Genomic DNA, 14,867 nt, shown 5'->3' with positions numbered 1-14,867 from the left:
ACTCACTGGGCAGGAGGGGCTCTCGTGAATGCGCGCGGTGTTGTCAGGAGCAATCTTCGTTGCTGGCGCCACGCTGGTCGCAGGCAGCCCCTATCTGATAGGTTTCCTGCAGAAGTGGGAGAGCGACAACGCCCGGGTCCTGGGGCCTAGCCAATCGACGGGCCGACGATGCCGAGACATGCGCAGCGTCATGACGTGCATCGCGTGCGGCATGGAGGGCCGCATGTCCGCCGACTGTCCGCGCGAACTGTGGGGATTCAACCATGTTGCCTGACCTCAAGACCCCGCTGCTCTGGGCTCTCGGCATTGGGTTGGTGGCTGCACTGCCCACGGCCGGTATCGAGCGCACGCGCTCGGCCGGCGCGCGCGCACAGACGCTGCGGACGCACGCCGCGAGTTCGCCGAGTACCGCAGCACCATGGCCGAATCGGCCCGGTTGGCCGATCGGGGCTAGCGCACCGAAGAATAACGCCGCGCCCCGGCCATCACACAGGAGGCTTCAAATGCCCAATCTCGCATGGCATCCCTTGGGGATGACGTTCGCCGCGCTGGCGCTGCTTCTGTCGGCGTGCACAACGCAGCCGTCGGCGCCGCCATTCCAGCCCGCGCGTAATCCTGCGATCTCAATCCAAGCTAGGGCCAGCCTGGCGCCGATCTCATCGGTCTGCTCGTCGACGTGCTCGGCAGGTCTGACAAACGAGCGGGAGGGCTGGCGGAATGCGCTGATCGACTCAGGATTGCCGGGCTCGCCTGCGAACACTCAGATGCGACGCGCTGACGGCGAAATAGGGTGCTACAAGCCTCCAGGGGGGCGCACAGTGAGATAGCGTTTATCGGGAGAGAACGGTGTAGCGCAGCTGGCGTATTGAGATCACGTCTCCGCTCTTGGCACCGAAAACCAACACTGCTGGGCTGATAGATGCAATCCTTTTCGCGTCGATCAGCGCTGGCAAGGGGAGGGTGTAGGTTATCCTTTTCCACCCCTCCAGCCCGCTGTAGAGGCCCGGTGTTGCGTAGCTCTCTGGAGAGGGTGTAGTAGCCTTGCCGTTGGCGTTCTTGGCCGTGATGCTTGGAGCCAATGAAACACCCGCGCGCGCGTGGTACTCGACCTCACACATGACGAAAATCTCGCGATAGGAGTTCGGTAATGCGCTCATCGCGAGTCGTCGATCTACGGCGAGGTCTGTTCCCGTGAGTGACGCGCCGCGTCCTTGGACGGTGAGCTGCTCGGCGTATTGGTCGCCGACTACGGAAAATCCGGTGTGCAAGAGACCGGTCTTGTTCCAGTAGGGTTGGGCGAGATCTGGAAAATCGAGGGTGCGAGCATTGGCAAATGATCCGTTCAGGTTGATCAACCCGCCGCCTCCGAACAGATCCGAGTAGCGTGGTGACAACCAAGCGTTGCTGGTGAGCGTCGCCCCTGCGTCTACAAACCAGGTGTTGAACTCGTAGTAGCCGCCAGTGATGATCACATCGGTGCGGCCTTTGAACTTGAAGCCACGTGCCTGGAAGTCGAAGTACGGCGTTTGCGGGTCGCGTTTTCTGCAAATGCCTTCGGCCATGCAGCCAATCAGATTAAGCGTTGCATAAGAGGCCCCGCCGTAGGGAGCTGAGATCAGGAAATACCCGTCCACGGTGCTGTCGCATCGGAAGTAGGTCTGGAAATACGTCTCGTCAGTGACGAAATCCAGATTGCAGACCGAGTACGTACAGTTCAAGAAGCCGCAGTAATTGAAGTACTTGTAGGCACCTGCCCAGCCTGGCGTGCTCGTTCGCTCCGACGGGCCATAGCCGAGCTTGCCAATGTCGAAGCCGTTGAACTGGCAGTTTTCAAATCGCCCACGCGACAAGCCGTCGTTGAATACGAGCGCTGCGTTGCCAAATCGACGCTTCGAAGCCTCCGGCTCTTCGAGCAACAGGCCGCCCTTCTTCACCCCGTCGATACGCACGCCGCGAATGTCGAAGAGGTATGCATCCTTGGTGAACACCAAGCCGTGTGAGTTCTGAAAGAAGAGTCTTGAACTTGTTTGATTGTTCAGCGCTCGGCCCTGGCCGTCGCCCACGATGGTGATGGGTCGATCAATCAGGAGGCTTGACTTGCACAGATAGGCTCCACGTGCAGGCGGGATGTACAGCGGTTTGCCGGAGAGCTCACCGCTAGGTACGCCGGAGTCCGTCACAGCGGCATTCTTGCACTCATTGATCGCGGCGATGATCGCAGCTGTGTCATCGCTTCCTGTACTGCCGTTCCAATCCCCGTTTGCCCCGAACCAAGTAAGCCAAACAGGACCGTCGAACAATCGCTCCCACGCCCCTTTACCCGAAGAGTGGGCGAACCGCGTGCCGCCGTTGGTGGTGTTGGGCAAGGATCGGTTGTATCGGAATGGACCAGCGATTCCCGGTGTCGTAATTCGAACCCCAACGGCTGTTCCACGGTAGGCAAGCAAAGCCTCGTAGCCTTGCAATGTCTTCGCCTCGTCAAGGGCATCTTTGACGCTGCCCCCGTCATACCCTATGCGTCCTGCCCCTTGGTCCTTTCCAGATGAAGCAGCCAGGCTGCGTTTGATTTCGGCATCGAACAAGGCCTCGGGCCGCGCTGGGCCCGGCTCCTGAGCCGTCGCCACCGTCGGGAGCAGCGTGAGTCCAAGCTCCAAGAAGCGGCGGCGGTTCTTGGCCACCGGGATCGTCAACCCTTGATTTAGAGCAGCGCGCGGAAACTGGCGATTCGCCATTGGTGCAAGCGCCATTCAGAACGCAAAGCGGATGCGGCGCCTCTGCTTCGTTGTGGCTAGGAGCGGGTCTGCCTCATGCTGCGACGCCGCCAATAGCCAGCCAAAAACAAGCCACGCGACCACTGAGCCCTCCCAAACGCCAGTCATTGCAATGGGGACCCAAACAGCGAGCATTGCAATTCCCGCATTTCTAATTTCTCGTGTCTTAGATTGAAATATCAATTCGAAGAAGATGTAGAAGATCGTGAGGGCGTATATCAATAGTCCGATGATTCCAGTTTCTGTTGCAACCGTTAGAAATACATTATGGCCTTCGATGCCAAACGGGTTTACTCCTTTAAACGCTCCGGCTCCTATGCCGGCAAGGAGATTGTCCTCAAAGTATTGCATTGCGAGTGGCCAAATGTCGGCTCGGCCGGAAAGATCAACTGAAGATGCATCGCCTGAAAAAATCATGGCGAACACATTGAGGCGCTCCCTAATTTCTCCTGGGAGGTACTCCCAAAAAACAGTCAATCCGATTCCAGACAGGGCAATCCAGAGCATGGATTTCAAAAAGTTTCTTGTCGCTCTCACCACGAAGAAGCTCAATATGCAAAGTAGCGCTGCGAGCAAAGCACCACGAGAGCCGGTGATCATGGTCGCGAACATAGTCATTGCCATGCCGCCAACAAGCGCTGACTTAAACCAGAGACGATGACGCTTCGTCGTCAATAGCGCCAATGAAACTGGGATGCTCGTCACTAATGAGTAGGCAATATAGTTCGGATTAAGTTCTCCAACACCCACCCGCTCGCCCTGAGCCGCAAAAGTAGCGGCATTATTGATCACGAGAATACTCGCCACTACGCAGCCAAGGATATAGGCGTAACCCAGAAATCTCCAAAATTTGACATTTGCTGAAATTCTTTTCGTGACAATGAACATGGCGACAGCCGCGACGTACACATATTCAATGATGGCTGCCGTCAATTCTGGTTTTAATGACCAAAAATAACTGAGCATTGCCCAGATTGCAAACAGGACTAATCCTATTTCCCCAGGATTTGGCTTGCCCACACGATCTTTTAGAAGCCCGTTCCAAATAAAAAGAAGCAAGGTCGCTGCTAAGAAAATCCGAAAAGCGGATATACCTCCGAAGAGCGTATCAATCGCCCAGCTTGAGATAAATATGACGATCCCGGCCATCATGGCCAAAAGATGTGTGACGGTAAGTTCTTGAATCTTCATATGTGGTATCCCGCGCGAGATTGTAGGGGCCGGGTTCCACCCGCCTTGGGCGACTTCCGTCCTGCGAAGAATGTTCTAGTCCTTTCCAGGCTGGGAGGTTCCGGCGCCTTCTGGGAGGATGATGCACAGAGTTTTGCAAGCATGCCGCGTACTGAGCTTTCGTTCCCGAAGCACAATAACCTTGAGTGGTTGTGGCTGTTGTTCGCGCTGTAGGTGGTGGTGCATGCTTCTGAGTACCTGAACGCTCACTTTGCGTTTGTGGGTTTTCTGAAGCGCTTCCCAGGCGTGCCGGCCTTCCTCTTCGTAAGTGGGTTCCTGATCTACGCGTCGTACATCAACGCGCCCGGGCCGCGCTACTTTCAAAATCGCTTCCTGCGGCTCTTTCCAGGCTTGGTCTTCGTGACGATTGGCGGGCTGTTGTGGCGCTAACGAACTGGAGCGGCGGGGAATCGCATCGGCTTTTTCTACTTCGTCGCGTACGTTGCGCTGGTCGTTTGGTTCTCCTTTGGCACGCCGTTCGTGCGACTCGGCTTCGACCTAAGCTACGGGACCTGTGTTTGGCACATGCCGGTGATCAACTTGCTTCTGGTGCTGGCGGTGCCGAACTTTTCCCTTCCCGTAGTGGTCACGCGAGGGATGGCGTGTGTATCGTGGTTCTTCGTTGAGAGGCCCGCCCTCCAACTGAAGCGGCAATCTCTCAAGCCGATTCAGAAGTCGCACCAGACTCGCGATGAAGGCGATGCGTCCGATGCGCGGAACGCCTGATTGAGCGGGTGCCTCGGCTTGTCCCTTTGAGGCCAGAGGGTCAGCCAAGAATAGATGTTTGGCGCCGGCTGCTACGCGGTGATGGCGCCGAACGCGGGCCTCCCGAATAGATGCTCGCGGGCGATATCACGCTTGGGTCGTATTTCGCGGGTACTGCCTGTGGGTGGATATCCCGCCTGCTTTCCGGGCGGCCAGAAGAAGCCGCCACCCTCCGGCCCCCGTTTCTGGTGCACCGCGCACCACTAGGTCTGCCGCGAGTGAAGCGCCTTGCTCTGGACGTCCCGGAAGCTGATTTCTTGCCCGTCGACCATGGTCCCGCCGTCTTTGCTCGTCAGGATACGGGCGTAGTGGAGCACGGGCGGCAGGTCTGATGTCCAGGGTTTTGGGGCTGAGTGGGCGGGCCTGTCAGGTCTTTCCCCAGTAGGCTGGGTCCGCTTTGCGGAAGTCCCGCCAACCGCGGGCAGCCCGGGTGCTGCAAACCTGGGGGCGAGAGCGCCACGAGCCGCCATTGCAAAGCAAGATGACCTCGCAAATTGCTGTATGAGCATGCAGTGTCGCGTCTCATTGCGCCCGCTGCTGCGGCTCCCCACACCCCCTGCGCTGCAGCACCGGCAGCAACTGCGGCCCCAGCGACTTCAGCAGCTGCGTCGGCAGCGCGCTCGTGAACCGGTGGCGGGCGGCGTGGGGCTCGTGGACGTAGGCCAGGATCGTGCCGAAGTAGCGGTCGCCGATCATGAACACGAAGGTGGCCGAGCGGTCGATCTTGCGCTGCGAAATCACCCGTCCGCCGCGGCCGGTCTGTTCGTAGCGGTGGTCGCCGGTGCCGGTCTTGCCGCCGATCTCGAGGGCGCGGCCGCTCTCGTCCACCAGCGCGCCTTTCAGCCGCCGTGCGGTGCCGTCGTTCACCACCTCGACCAAGGCACGGCGCACCGTGGCAGCCACCTCGGCGGGCAGCACCTGCTGCGCGCTCGCATGGCGCGGCTCCAGCCGCGTCTCGTAGGGCGTGTCGCGCGCGAAGTGCAAGGCGCCGACCCGTTGCGTGGGCAGCCGCACGCCGTCGTTCGCGAGGATGCCCATCAGCTCCGCCAGGGCGGCCGGCCGGTCGCCCGACGCGCCGATCGCGCTCGCGTAGGACGGCGTCAGCGATGCGAAGGGGTAACCCACGCGCTGCCATGAGCGATGGATCTGTGCAAAGGCGTCGAGCTCGATCAGCTCGCGCAGGCGCCTGTCCTGCGCGCTCTTGTGGCGTGTCTTGAAGAGCCAGGCGTAGACCTCCTGGCGTTCGCGCGTGCTCGCGTCCAGCACCTCGGTCAGCGAGGCGCCGGGGTGGCGCCGCAGGTAACCGACCAGCCAGAGTTCCAGCGGATGCACGCGCGCGACGTAGCCGCGATCGGCCAGCGACAGGCCGGCGTAGGTGCGGCGCAGCGCCCCCAATGCGCGCGGCGAGTCGGCGCCGCGGCCCAGCCGCTGCACCAGGAGCGCGTCGAGCCGTGCGTCGTCGGCCTCGGGCTCGATCGTGAAGAGCACGCTCGCCAGGCGCGGTGCTGATGGCCTCAGGCCGCGCAGCAGCAGCGCTTCGGCGTCCGCGGCCGGCAGGTGCTGGTACTTGCGATGGAAGCGGGTGAGGAAGGCCGAGCCTTCGCGGTCGGCAAAGCGTGCGAGCAACTCGCGCCGGCCCGGGTCGGCAGGGTCCTTCAGCAGGCGCTCGGCGCCCGACGCACCGCCGAACATGCGGTGGCGCACCAGATCGCGCATCAGGCGGATGAACACCAGGTTGACCGAATGCTTGAAGCCTTCGCGCACCGTCATCGAACTGCTGTTGCGTGAGCGCTCGAAGTTCTCGAACTGGTGCAGGCCGCCGCCGGTGAAGAAGGCCTCGCCCGGGTTCGCCGAGTACTTGCGCTCCATCGCCGCCTCCAGCATCGGCGCAAGACGCCGATCCTTGGTGCGCAGGAGGTACTGCCGCGCCCACGTGCCCAGCGGGTCGCGCGGGTTCGGCGCCAGCGCCGACAGCTGGGCCGGGCTCAGGTCGACCCAGCCCGCGTGCAGCTCGGCCACGAGCTCCAGGTAGCTCACCAGGGTGCGCAGCTTGGCGGTCGAGCCCAGGTCCAGCCGCGCGCCCTGGTTCACGTCGAACGGCTGGTCGATGTTGTCGGCCTGGATGCGCAGCAGGTTGCTCCCGGCGCTGCGCTCGAACAGCGTGAAGCTGTAGATCAGCGGGCTGGGGTCGGCGCCCGGGTCGAGCATGTGGGAGCCGACTAGCCCCGCGGCCTTCGTCGCGGCGGGCGTGCGCAGCCCGGCCAGCACGCGCGCCACCAGCGCTTGCGCTTCGCCGTCCAGGCTGGTTTCGGCCTCGAGGTCGAGGCGCTCCAGGTCGTAGGCCCGCGGCACGTCGAGCAGCGTGGCGATGTGGGTGCGCAGCGCGGTCGCGGCCTTGCGCTGCACGAAGTCGGGCCGGGGCGTCGGCGGCAGCGGTGGCTGCAGGTGCAAGGACAGCGGCAGCGCCGCGTCGCGCAGCGTGGGCGAGATCAGGCCGGCCTCGGCCATCAGCCGCAGGTAGCTGTCGGTCAGCCGCGCCAGGCTGGCGCCGTCGCCGAGCAGGTGCTGCGACGGGCGGCGCTGCGCGATCATCAGCGACAGCGCCTGCTTGAAGGCCTCCGCCTGCTGCCGCAGCGCCTCGTCCGTGGGCGCTGCCGCCTCTTCCGCCTGGTCGGCGAGCAGGCGGTTGATTTCACCGAAGTCGCGCCCGTACCAGGCCCACAGGCCGTCGCCCAGCCCGTGCACCTCGCCCATGCCCGGGCGCGCGGCCAGCGGCACGGTGTCGAGGTAGTCGACGACGATCTGGCGGCGCCGCGCCTGCGTGTCGTCGCCGTCCTGGTAGGCGCGCAGCGAGGCCGACGCCATCTGGCGCAGCTTGTCGCCGACTGACCCGGTGCGGCCTTGCGGCGAATGGCGGTACTTCTCGAGCTGGGTGGCCAGCGTGCTGCCGCCCGTCGCCGTCTGGCCCAGGCCGACCGCGCGCAGCGCCTGCTCGAGCGCCGCCTTGGCGAAGCGTTCCGGATCGATCGCGGGGTTGCGCTGCAGCGGCTGCGCGTCCAGCAGGTGGCGGTCCTCGACGAACAGCAGGGCGCTCACCAGCAGCGGCGGCACCTCCTCGAAGCGCTCGTAGGCGCGCTGGGGCACGCGGGTGTGCAGCAGCGCCGTGTCCCGGCAGTCGCGCACGGTCAGGCCGGCCTGGTTTTTCTCGCGGTAGGGCGCGAAGAGCCCGTAGTCCTGCAGTTCGATCAGCCGCGGCGACATGCGGGCCTGGCGGGTGACGACATAGCCCTGCGGCGCCAGGCGCTCGATGTAGCCCGGCAGCTGGTGGTAGCCCAGCCGCTCGTCGTAGGGCCCGGTCCGGGGAAAGCGGATGGCGTCGCTGGCACCGTCTTCGACGCTGAAGCGGGCGCCCTCGGCCAGGTCGCGCCACAGGGCCGATTGCAGCCGGGACGTCTTCAATTCGTCCAGCACGAACAGGGCAAGCCCGCCTCCCACGGCGAGTCCCGCGCCGATCCAGACAAGCTTCTTGAACCAAGTCATGCTCTGCCTCGCGAACAGTCCGCACCATGGGTTCGTCAGTGACGATGATGCGCTTTTTGAGGCGATTTGGCATGCGTGCGACGACGCAATCGGCCGGAGTCATGCACTTCCGTCGTGCGGCGGAAGAGGTACCTCGACACACTGGCGCATGTCGATCTGCATGGGCGTGCAGATTTGTCTCAGAGGGGCGTGGCCCGCCAACCCTTCACGACCCCGGACACCCCACTAGTCGTCGGAATCCTGCGGGCCCGCCAGCAGCCCGAGCACCAACCCGCCGAGGACGATGGCCAGGGCAAGAATCAGCGATGCCTCTGCGAGTAGTCTCATGGTGTCCTGCAATCGATCTCCCCCTCACGATGTGGCCTGCCATTGAACGTGCGTTCGCTGACTGGCGGCTGAGTGCGGAAGCAGAAGGGTTTTATGCGGGGCTTCAGCCTGTCTTCAGGTAAGGCGCGGATACTGGCGGCGACGGTCTTCTGGCGTTGGTAGAGGACGCTTCGGCACCCGCCCTTCGGGGTGGTTCCTCGAGGCCGGAGGTCGTCACGGTTTTTGGGTCGCGCGGGCGCATGTTCAGGCCCGCGCGCTTTCGCCGAGCCACACCGGCTCGTTCGAGGTGTCCGGGAAGTCCGCGGTGTCGATCAGCGGCGCCTCGTCGACGTCAGAGGCACACCGCGCGGCCGGCATGTGCCGCAGCTCGTAGCCGCGCCCATACACCGAGACCAGCACGAACTCGCCGCCCTTGTGCAGCGACAGCTTGCGGCGGATGCTGGCCACGCAGCAGTCCAGCGTGCGGCTGGTGCGTTCGATGCGCGCATCCACCCACAGCGAGGCCAGCAGCCAGTCGCGCTCCAGCAGCCGGCCGGCGTTGCGAAACAGCAGCAGCGCCAGTTCGAACTCGCGCGGCTTCAGGCGCACCTCGGTGCCGTGGCACACGACCACGCGGCGCTCGCCCAGGAACTGGTAGTCGCCGAAGCACGCGGCCGTGGCGTGCGGCTGCAGCAACGTGCGGTTGCGCCGCAGCGATTCGCGCACGCGCAGCTCCACCTCGAACTCGTCGACAGGCAGCACCGCGAAGTCGATGCTCGCGCCCTGCGTCTCGCCGCCCGCGGCCGACAGCACGTCGACCAGCAGGTCGCGCTGCGAGGCGCGTGCCACCAGAAAAATGGGAATGCGCAGCGCGCGGCACATCGCCGTGAGGATCGGCCAGGCGCCTTCGTCCTTCAGCACCACCAGCAGCAGGCCGAACTGCAGGCCCTGGGTGATCGCCAGCAGGAAGTCCGTGCTGTCGTCGAAGCACACGGGATCGCAGCCCATCAGGCGCAGGCGGTTGCCCCAGCCGGCCTGCTGCGCCTCGTCGCAGCCCACCATCGCGATGCGGCGCGCGCCCTGCTGCGCGGCCATCACGCGCGGGCTCCCCGGCGTGCGACCTTCTCGTGGCGGGGCGTTGGCGTGGCAGGAGAGGTCTTCATGTCGGTGGCATCCATGCGAAGGTGGTGAAGGGCGTCCCGGGGCGATGGCGTGGGCTCAGGGGCGGGCGGCGGCCGTGCTGCGCGGCAGCTTCCAGCCGATGCCCGCGTTGAAGCCCCAGTCCCGGCCCGTGCTGGACACGCCCATGCCCCAGGCCATGTCGCCGTCGCCCGAGCTGCGCTTGAAGCCCAGCGCTGCGGCCGAATAGCCCCGGTAGCTGCCGAAGGCCAGGCCGATCGACTGTTCGCCCGGCCGGTACGTCGGTACGTAGGCGGCCGACATCGCGATGGCCATGGCCGCGCCCGAGTAGGCGATGCGCGCCGTCTCGCCGACGGCCGCGCGCACCGGGTGCAGCTGGCCCAGGTTGATGGCGTCGTCCGGGCGCACGGCGGGCGCCAGTTCGAAGGCATGGGCGCCGGCGCACGCGAGCCACAGCATCAGCACCCGCAGGATCGCGGTGCGTCGGGGGGCGAAGCGTGCGGATGCGTTCACGGCTGCTGTTCAGCCGGCGGCCAGCCGGGTGCCCGCGCCGGCCTGCGTCTTGCGCACGCCGTCGGGGCCGTAGAAAGGTTGGGCGCGGGCCTGCAGGAAGTGCAGCGCCTGCTGCGTGAAGTCCAGGTGCGCGTACACGAGCGTGCCGTTGTGCAGGTTGCGGTTGCGCGCGTCTTCGGCGAGCGTGAGCAGTTCGCTCCAGGCCTGGCGCGTCGGCGCACCGCCCGCGGCCGCGGCGGCATCCGCACCCGCGCGGCCGGGCGCGAAGCCCTGCGCCGCCTGCAGCGATTCGCGCTGCCGGTCGAGTTCGGCCATGCGGTCCAGCAGCGCGGTCTTGCGGCCGGCGATGGCGTTCAGCGCGTCGAAGTCGCTGTCCGACATGGCCTGCGCTTCCTGGTCCAGCGCCACGAGGAATTCCCCGATGCAGCCCGCTTCCGCGCGCAGGTGCGCCAGCAAGGTGCTCATGCCTCGCCCTTCGGTGCGAGCAGCTCGCGCACGCTGGCCAGCAGGCCGTCGGCGATGCGCTCGGGGCGGATCTCGTAGCGGCCGGCGCGGATGTCCTCGCGGATGGCGGCCACGCGCGCGGCGTCGAAATCGCTGCCCCCCACGGCGGCGGGCATCGCATGGACGAGCGCGGAAACGGGCGCCGCTTCCTTCGGGCGCTGCACGGCCTCGGCGGGCGTCGACGGAGCCGGCGCGCCGGGTGCGGGCGTGCGGTGCAGGGGCGTGGCCGAAGGGGCGGTGGGATCGATTTTCAAGGTGATTCCTCAGGGGCTGACCCGTATATCGGCAGCCGGTGCAAGAACTTTAGGAAGGGCGTGCATGAAGTGAAGCCTGCGCGAGCGCGGCGGCCGCTACTGCACCAGCCGGACCTGTCCTTCCTCGTCGGCCACGCCGCGGATCACCCGGCCGTCCAGCGTCCTGGCTTGCACCACGGCGCCCACCGCGGCGCCGCTCAGGGCCTTGGCCTCGGTGCTGACGACAAAGCCCGGCCCCTGCGCCACCACCTTCACGGCCTGGCCCTGCTGGATCACGGCGACGCCGCGCAGCAGCTCCTTGCGGATCGGGGCGCCGGGCGCGACGCGGTTGGCGCTCACCACGCCGACCAGTTCGGCCGCGCTGGTGACCACCGAGCGCGGCAGCCGCGTGAGGTCGCCGATGCGCTCGACCACGTCGCCGACGCCCAGCGTCCGGCCCGCGTCGATGGCGCGCGCCGCCACCAGGTAGCGGCCTTCCACCGCGACACGTGCCTGCACGAAGCGCGTCCACGGCCGTTCGGCATGGCAACGCACGCCCACCGAGAGGCGGCCCCACGGCGTGACGCCCGGCGGCAGGAACACCTCGGGGGCTTCGCACGCGGGCAGGGCCTCGGTGCCGCGTCCTTCGAGGCTGACCGTCACCTTGCCCGGCAGGCCGGCGCTCTGCACCTGGAGGTAGGTCTCGACGGCCTTCGCGGCCACATCGCCTGCGATCGCACCGGTCGACACCGCGCACGACAGCCCCACCGCGCAGGCGGTGCGCAGCAGGCGTTGGCGAAGCGGCGAGAGGGTCATCGAAAGCGAAAGAAGAGGGCCAGAAAAATGAGGTCGCCGGTGCAGATAAGCCGCAACCGGCGCCCCTGGATTCTTATGAATTCACCCCGTCGGCGAAGGTGCGAGCAGCAGGCGAAACCCCCCTTTGTTCGGGCGATTGCCAACGCGCCGCATGCATAGACTTGCTTTCCATCGGTCGCTGCGCCCCGTGCACTGGCGACGCCTCAACAGATGGAACAAAGATGATCGACAAGCTGGATGCGGCGTTTCGCTTCCACCGCGAAGCGCTCCATCTCCGGGCCCAGCGCCAGGAGGTGCTCGCGGCCAACATCGCCCATGCCGACACGCCGAACTACAAGGCGCGCGACTTCGACTTCGGCGCGCGCCTGAGCGACGCCGTCGAGCGCGGCCGCGCCGCATCGTCGGTGTCGATGGCCACCACCTCGTCGCGCCACCTCGCGGGCCAGGCACAGGCCACGGCCGGCGACGACCTGCTGTACCGCGTACCGCACCAGTCCAGCCTCGACGGCAACACGGTCGAGATGGACGTCGAGCGCGTGGCCTTCGCCGACAACGCGCTGCGCTACGAGTCGAACCTGACCCTCATCAACGCCAAGATCAAGTCGCTCCTGTCGGCGGTACAGCCATGAACATCTTCGACGTGGCGGGCTCCGCCATGACCGCGCAATCGCAGCGCATGAACGTGACCGCGAGCAACCTCGCCAATGCCGAGAGCGTGGCCGGCCCCGACGGCCAGCCCTACCGCGCCAAGCAGGTGGTGTTCGAGGTGGCGGTCTCGGGCCGGCGCGACATCGGCGGCGTCAAGGTGGCGGGTGTCATCGAAGACCCGTCGCCCGCCAAGCTGGTGTTCGACCCGAAGAGCCCGCACGCCAACGCCGAGGGCTACGTGGCGATGCCCAACGTCAACGTGGTCGAGGAGATGACCAACATGATCTCGGCCTCGCGCAGCTACCAGGCCAACGTCGAGGTGCTCAACACCGCCAAGACGCTGATGGTCAAGACGCTGACCATCGGCCAGTAACCCACGCACGCACACGCGCCTCCCGCAGGAAGAACACCGACCCCATGGCCCTTTCCGACACCTCGTCCATCAGCGGGCTGAACGCGCCCACGGCGGCGAACAGCAACAACAACGTCTCCAGTGCCGACAGCGAGCAGCGCTTTCTCAAGCTGCTGGTCACGCAGCTGAACAACCAGGACCCGCTCAACCCGATGCAGAACGCCGAGCTCACTTCGCAGCTCGCGCAGATGAGCACCGTGAGCGGCATCGAGAAGCTCAACGCCACGCTCTCCGGCCTGGTCAACCAGACCGGCGCCAACCAGCTGCTGCAGGCCACCTCGCTCATCGGCTACAACGTGCTGTCGCCCGGCGACGTGCTCACCACCAAGAAGCCCGAGGACGGCAAGGACCCCGCCACGCAGGCCTTCGCCGTGCAGCTGCCGGGCACCGCCGCCGACGTCGAGATCAAGATCGTCGACAGCACCGGCAAGGTGATCCGCACGCTCGACGCGGGCGCCATGAAGGAAGGCGTCAACGCCGTCACCTGGGACGGCAAGGACGACCTGGGCGTGGCGGTGCCGCCGGGCGCCTACCGCTTCACGGTCGATGCCAGCAACAACGGCACGACGGTGAAGGCCACCGCGCTCACCTTCTCGCAGGTGGCCGCCGTGAAGCAGGGCGCCGGCGGCGTCACGCTGGAGCTGGCCTCGGGCGCCAGCATCGGGCTGGGCGACGTGCGCCTGTTCCTCTGAGCTTTCGTCTTCGTCTTCGGCGTGGTCCGTGCGGGCCGCGCCCTTCGCACTCTTCTTCCTCGCACCGAACAAGGACCCCCTCATGAGTTTCTCCCAAGGCATCAGCGGACTCGGCGTGGCCGCGGCCAACCTGGACGTCATCGGCAACAACATCGCCAACTCGGGCACGGTGGGCTACAAGTCGGCCGCCGCCACCTTCCAGGACGTGTACGCCGGCTCGCGCGTGGGCCTGGGCGCCTCGGTGTCGGGCGTGACGCAGAACTTCACGCAGGGCGTGACGCAGTCGAGCACGCGCCCGCTGGACGTGGCCATCCTCAACGGCGACGGCTTCTTTCGCCTGGCCAGCCCCAGCGGCGAGGTCTTCTACTCGCGCAACGGCCAGTTCACGCGCGACAAGGACGGCTACATCGTCAACGCGCAGGGCCTGCAGCTCACCGGCTACGGCGCCAACGCCAGCGGCGGCATCAGCGGCGGCACGCCGGGCCCGATCCAGGTGCAGGGCGGCATGATGCCGCCCAAGCCCACGGCCAACATCGACGCGCAGTTCAACCTCGACGCGCGCAGCACGGTGCCAGCCAAGACGCCGTTCAACCCCACCGACGCCGCCACCTACAACTACCCGAACGCCATCGGCCCCATCTACGACTCGCTGGGCAACCCGCACGACGTGGCCGTGTACTTCGTGAAGACCGCGGCCAACACCTGGAGCGTGTACGGCACCTCCGACGGCGCGCCGCTGAACGGTGGCGCCGCGCTGTCCAACGTGACTTTCGACGCCAAGGGTGTCATGACCGCGCCTGCCTCGGGCGCGTTCAACATCGGGCCGCTCACCTTCACCAACGGCGCCTCGCCGCTCACCGCCTCGGTCGACCTCACGGGCACCACGCAGTTCGGCAGCGCCAACGGCATGAGCAAGCTGGGCCAGGACGGCTACAAGTCGGGCGAGCTCACCGCGTTCTCGATCAACCCCGACGGCACCATCACCGGCAAGTTCTCCAACGAGCAGACGCGCCTGCTGGGCCAGGTCGTGCTGTCGTCCTTCGCCAACCCGAACGGCCTGGAGCCCAAGGGCAACAACGTGTGGGCCGAGACGCAGGCCTCGGGCAATGCGCTCACCGGAACGCCGGGCGAAGGCACCAAGGCCGGCTCGCTGGCCTCGGGCGCGCTGGAGTCGTCCAACGTCGACCTGACCTCCGAGCTGGTGAACCTCATCGTCGCGCAGCGCAACTACCAGGCCAATGCGCAGACCGTGAAGACGCAGGACCAGGTCATGCAGACGCTCATGAACATCCGCTGA

12 protein-coding genes and 1 pseudogene are annotated in these 14,867 nt (G+C 65.8%); 5 read left to right on the top strand and 8 right to left on the bottom strand.

Features of this window, described 5'->3' with window-relative positions:
• Positions 1-649: 649 nt before the first annotated feature.
• Positions 650-778 (top strand): annotated as a pseudogene (locus AC1RAA_RS13395) (DUF2514 family protein); the annotation flags it as partial.
• Positions 779-830: 52 nt separating this feature from the next.
• Here the strand turns inward: AC1RAA_RS13395 and AC1RAA_RS13390 are convergent.
• The 8 genes from AC1RAA_RS13390 to flgA form a co-directional block, all read right to left on the bottom strand.
• Positions 831-2,732, bottom strand: coding sequence for a hypothetical protein (locus AC1RAA_RS13390; RefSeq protein ID WP_492728798.1), 1,902 nt, complete (start codon positions 2,730-2,732; stop codon positions 831-833).
• Positions 2,733-2,747: 15 nt separating this feature from the next.
• On the bottom strand, positions 2,748-3,962 hold the full coding sequence (locus AC1RAA_RS13385) for an O-antigen ligase family protein (protein ID WP_492728800.1): 1,215 nt from the start codon (positions 3,960-3,962) through the stop codon (positions 2,748-2,750).
• A gap of 1,326 nt (positions 3,963-5,288) precedes the next feature.
• Positions 5,289-8,306: a transglycosylase domain-containing protein gene (locus AC1RAA_RS13380; RefSeq protein ID WP_492728802.1), complete on the bottom strand. Its 3,018-nt coding sequence runs from the start codon at positions 8,304-8,306 to the stop codon at positions 5,289-5,291.
• Between the two features lie 570 nt (positions 8,307-8,876).
• Positions 8,877-9,707 (bottom strand): response regulator transcription factor, encoded by an 831-nt coding sequence (locus tag AC1RAA_RS13375; protein ID WP_159278106.1) that lies wholly within the window; start codon positions 9,705-9,707, stop codon positions 8,877-8,879.
• A 123-nt stretch (positions 9,708-9,830) separates the two neighbouring features.
• Complete coding sequence (locus AC1RAA_RS13370; RefSeq protein ID WP_492728805.1) at positions 9,831-10,265, bottom strand: YadA-like family protein; 435 nt, start codon at positions 10,263-10,265, stop codon at positions 9,831-9,833.
• Between the two features lie 9 nt (positions 10,266-10,274).
• Positions 10,275-10,730: a flagella synthesis protein FlgN gene (locus tag AC1RAA_RS13365; protein WP_492728807.1), complete on the bottom strand. Its 456-nt coding sequence runs from the start codon at positions 10,728-10,730 to the stop codon at positions 10,275-10,277.
• Positions 10,727-11,023 carry a flagellar biosynthesis anti-sigma factor FlgM gene (gene flgM, locus AC1RAA_RS13360; RefSeq protein ID WP_070061524.1) on the bottom strand — a complete coding sequence of 99 codons (297 nt, stop codon included), beginning with the start codon at positions 11,021-11,023 and terminating at the stop codon, positions 10,727-10,729. The genes AC1RAA_RS13365 and flgM overlap by 4 nt, the downstream gene beginning before the upstream one ends.
• A 96-nt stretch (positions 11,024-11,119) precedes the next feature.
• Positions 11,120-11,818 carry a flagellar basal body P-ring formation chaperone FlgA gene (gene flgA / locus AC1RAA_RS13355; protein ID WP_492728809.1) on the bottom strand — a complete coding sequence of 233 codons (699 nt, stop codon included), beginning with the start codon at positions 11,816-11,818 and terminating at the stop codon, positions 11,120-11,122.
• A gap of 221 nt (positions 11,819-12,039) precedes the next feature.
• Here flgA and flgB point away from each other — a divergent pair, with 221 nt between their 5' ends.
• The 4 genes from flgB to flgE all read left to right on the top strand — a co-directional run bounded on the left by flgB (position 12,040) and on the right by flgE (position 14,867).
• Positions 12,040-12,447, top strand: a complete 408-nt coding sequence (gene flgB, locus AC1RAA_RS13350) for a flagellar basal body rod protein FlgB (protein ID WP_159274363.1) — start codon at positions 12,040-12,042, stop codon at positions 12,445-12,447.
• A complete protein-coding gene (gene flgC, locus AC1RAA_RS13345; protein ID WP_492728811.1) occupies positions 12,444-12,839 on the top strand; it encodes a flagellar basal body rod protein FlgC in 396 nt (131 codons plus the stop codon). Before flgB ends, flgC begins: the two co-directional genes overlap by 4 nt.
• Before the next feature lie 44 nt (positions 12,840-12,883).
• Positions 12,884-13,570 (top strand): flagellar hook assembly protein FlgD, encoded by a 687-nt coding sequence (locus AC1RAA_RS13340; protein WP_070061527.1) that lies wholly within the window; start codon positions 12,884-12,886, stop codon positions 13,568-13,570.
• A gap of 82 nt (positions 13,571-13,652) precedes the next feature.
• Positions 13,653-14,867, top strand: a complete 1,215-nt coding sequence (gene flgE, locus AC1RAA_RS13335) for a flagellar hook protein FlgE (RefSeq protein ID WP_095946600.1) — start codon at positions 13,653-13,655, stop codon at positions 14,865-14,867.

This window comes from Variovorax sp. GW823-FHT04F07, assembly GCF_058795995.1.
The sequence above is the reverse complement of the archived record's forward strand: the minus strand, read 5'-3'. Positions and strand labels throughout refer to the sequence as shown.

Excerpts from the sequence above, each read along its gene's own strand:
- AC1RAA_RS13390 (WP_492728798.1), bottom strand. The coding sequence starts at position 2,732 with ATGGCGAATCGCCAGTTTCCGCGCGCTGCTCTAAATCAAGGGTTGACG.
- AC1RAA_RS13385 (WP_492728800.1), bottom strand. The coding sequence starts at position 3,962 with ATGAAGATTCAAGAACTTACCGTCACACATCTTTTGGCCATGATGGCC.
- AC1RAA_RS13380 (WP_492728802.1), bottom strand. The coding sequence starts at position 8,306 with ATGACTTGGTTCAAGAAGCTTGTCTGGATCGGCGCGGGACTCGCCGTG.
- AC1RAA_RS13375 (WP_159278106.1), bottom strand. The coding sequence starts at position 9,707 with ATGGCCGCGCAGCAGGGCGCGCGCCGCATCGCGATGGTGGGCTGCGAC.
- AC1RAA_RS13365 (WP_492728807.1), bottom strand. The coding sequence starts at position 10,730 with ATGAGCACCTTGCTGGCGCACCTGCGCGCGGAAGCGGGCTGCATCGGG.
- flgA (WP_492728809.1), bottom strand. The coding sequence starts at position 11,818 with ATGACCCTCTCGCCGCTTCGCCAACGCCTGCTGCGCACCGCCTGCGCG.
- flgB (WP_159274363.1), top strand. The coding sequence starts at position 12,040 with ATGATCGACAAGCTGGATGCGGCGTTTCGCTTCCACCGCGAAGCGCTC.
- flgC (WP_492728811.1), top strand. The coding sequence starts at position 12,444 with ATGAACATCTTCGACGTGGCGGGCTCCGCCATGACCGCGCAATCGCAG.
- AC1RAA_RS13340 (WP_070061527.1), top strand. The coding sequence starts at position 12,884 with ATGGCCCTTTCCGACACCTCGTCCATCAGCGGGCTGAACGCGCCCACG.
- flgE (WP_095946600.1), top strand. The coding sequence starts at position 13,653 with ATGAGTTTCTCCCAAGGCATCAGCGGACTCGGCGTGGCCGCGGCCAAC.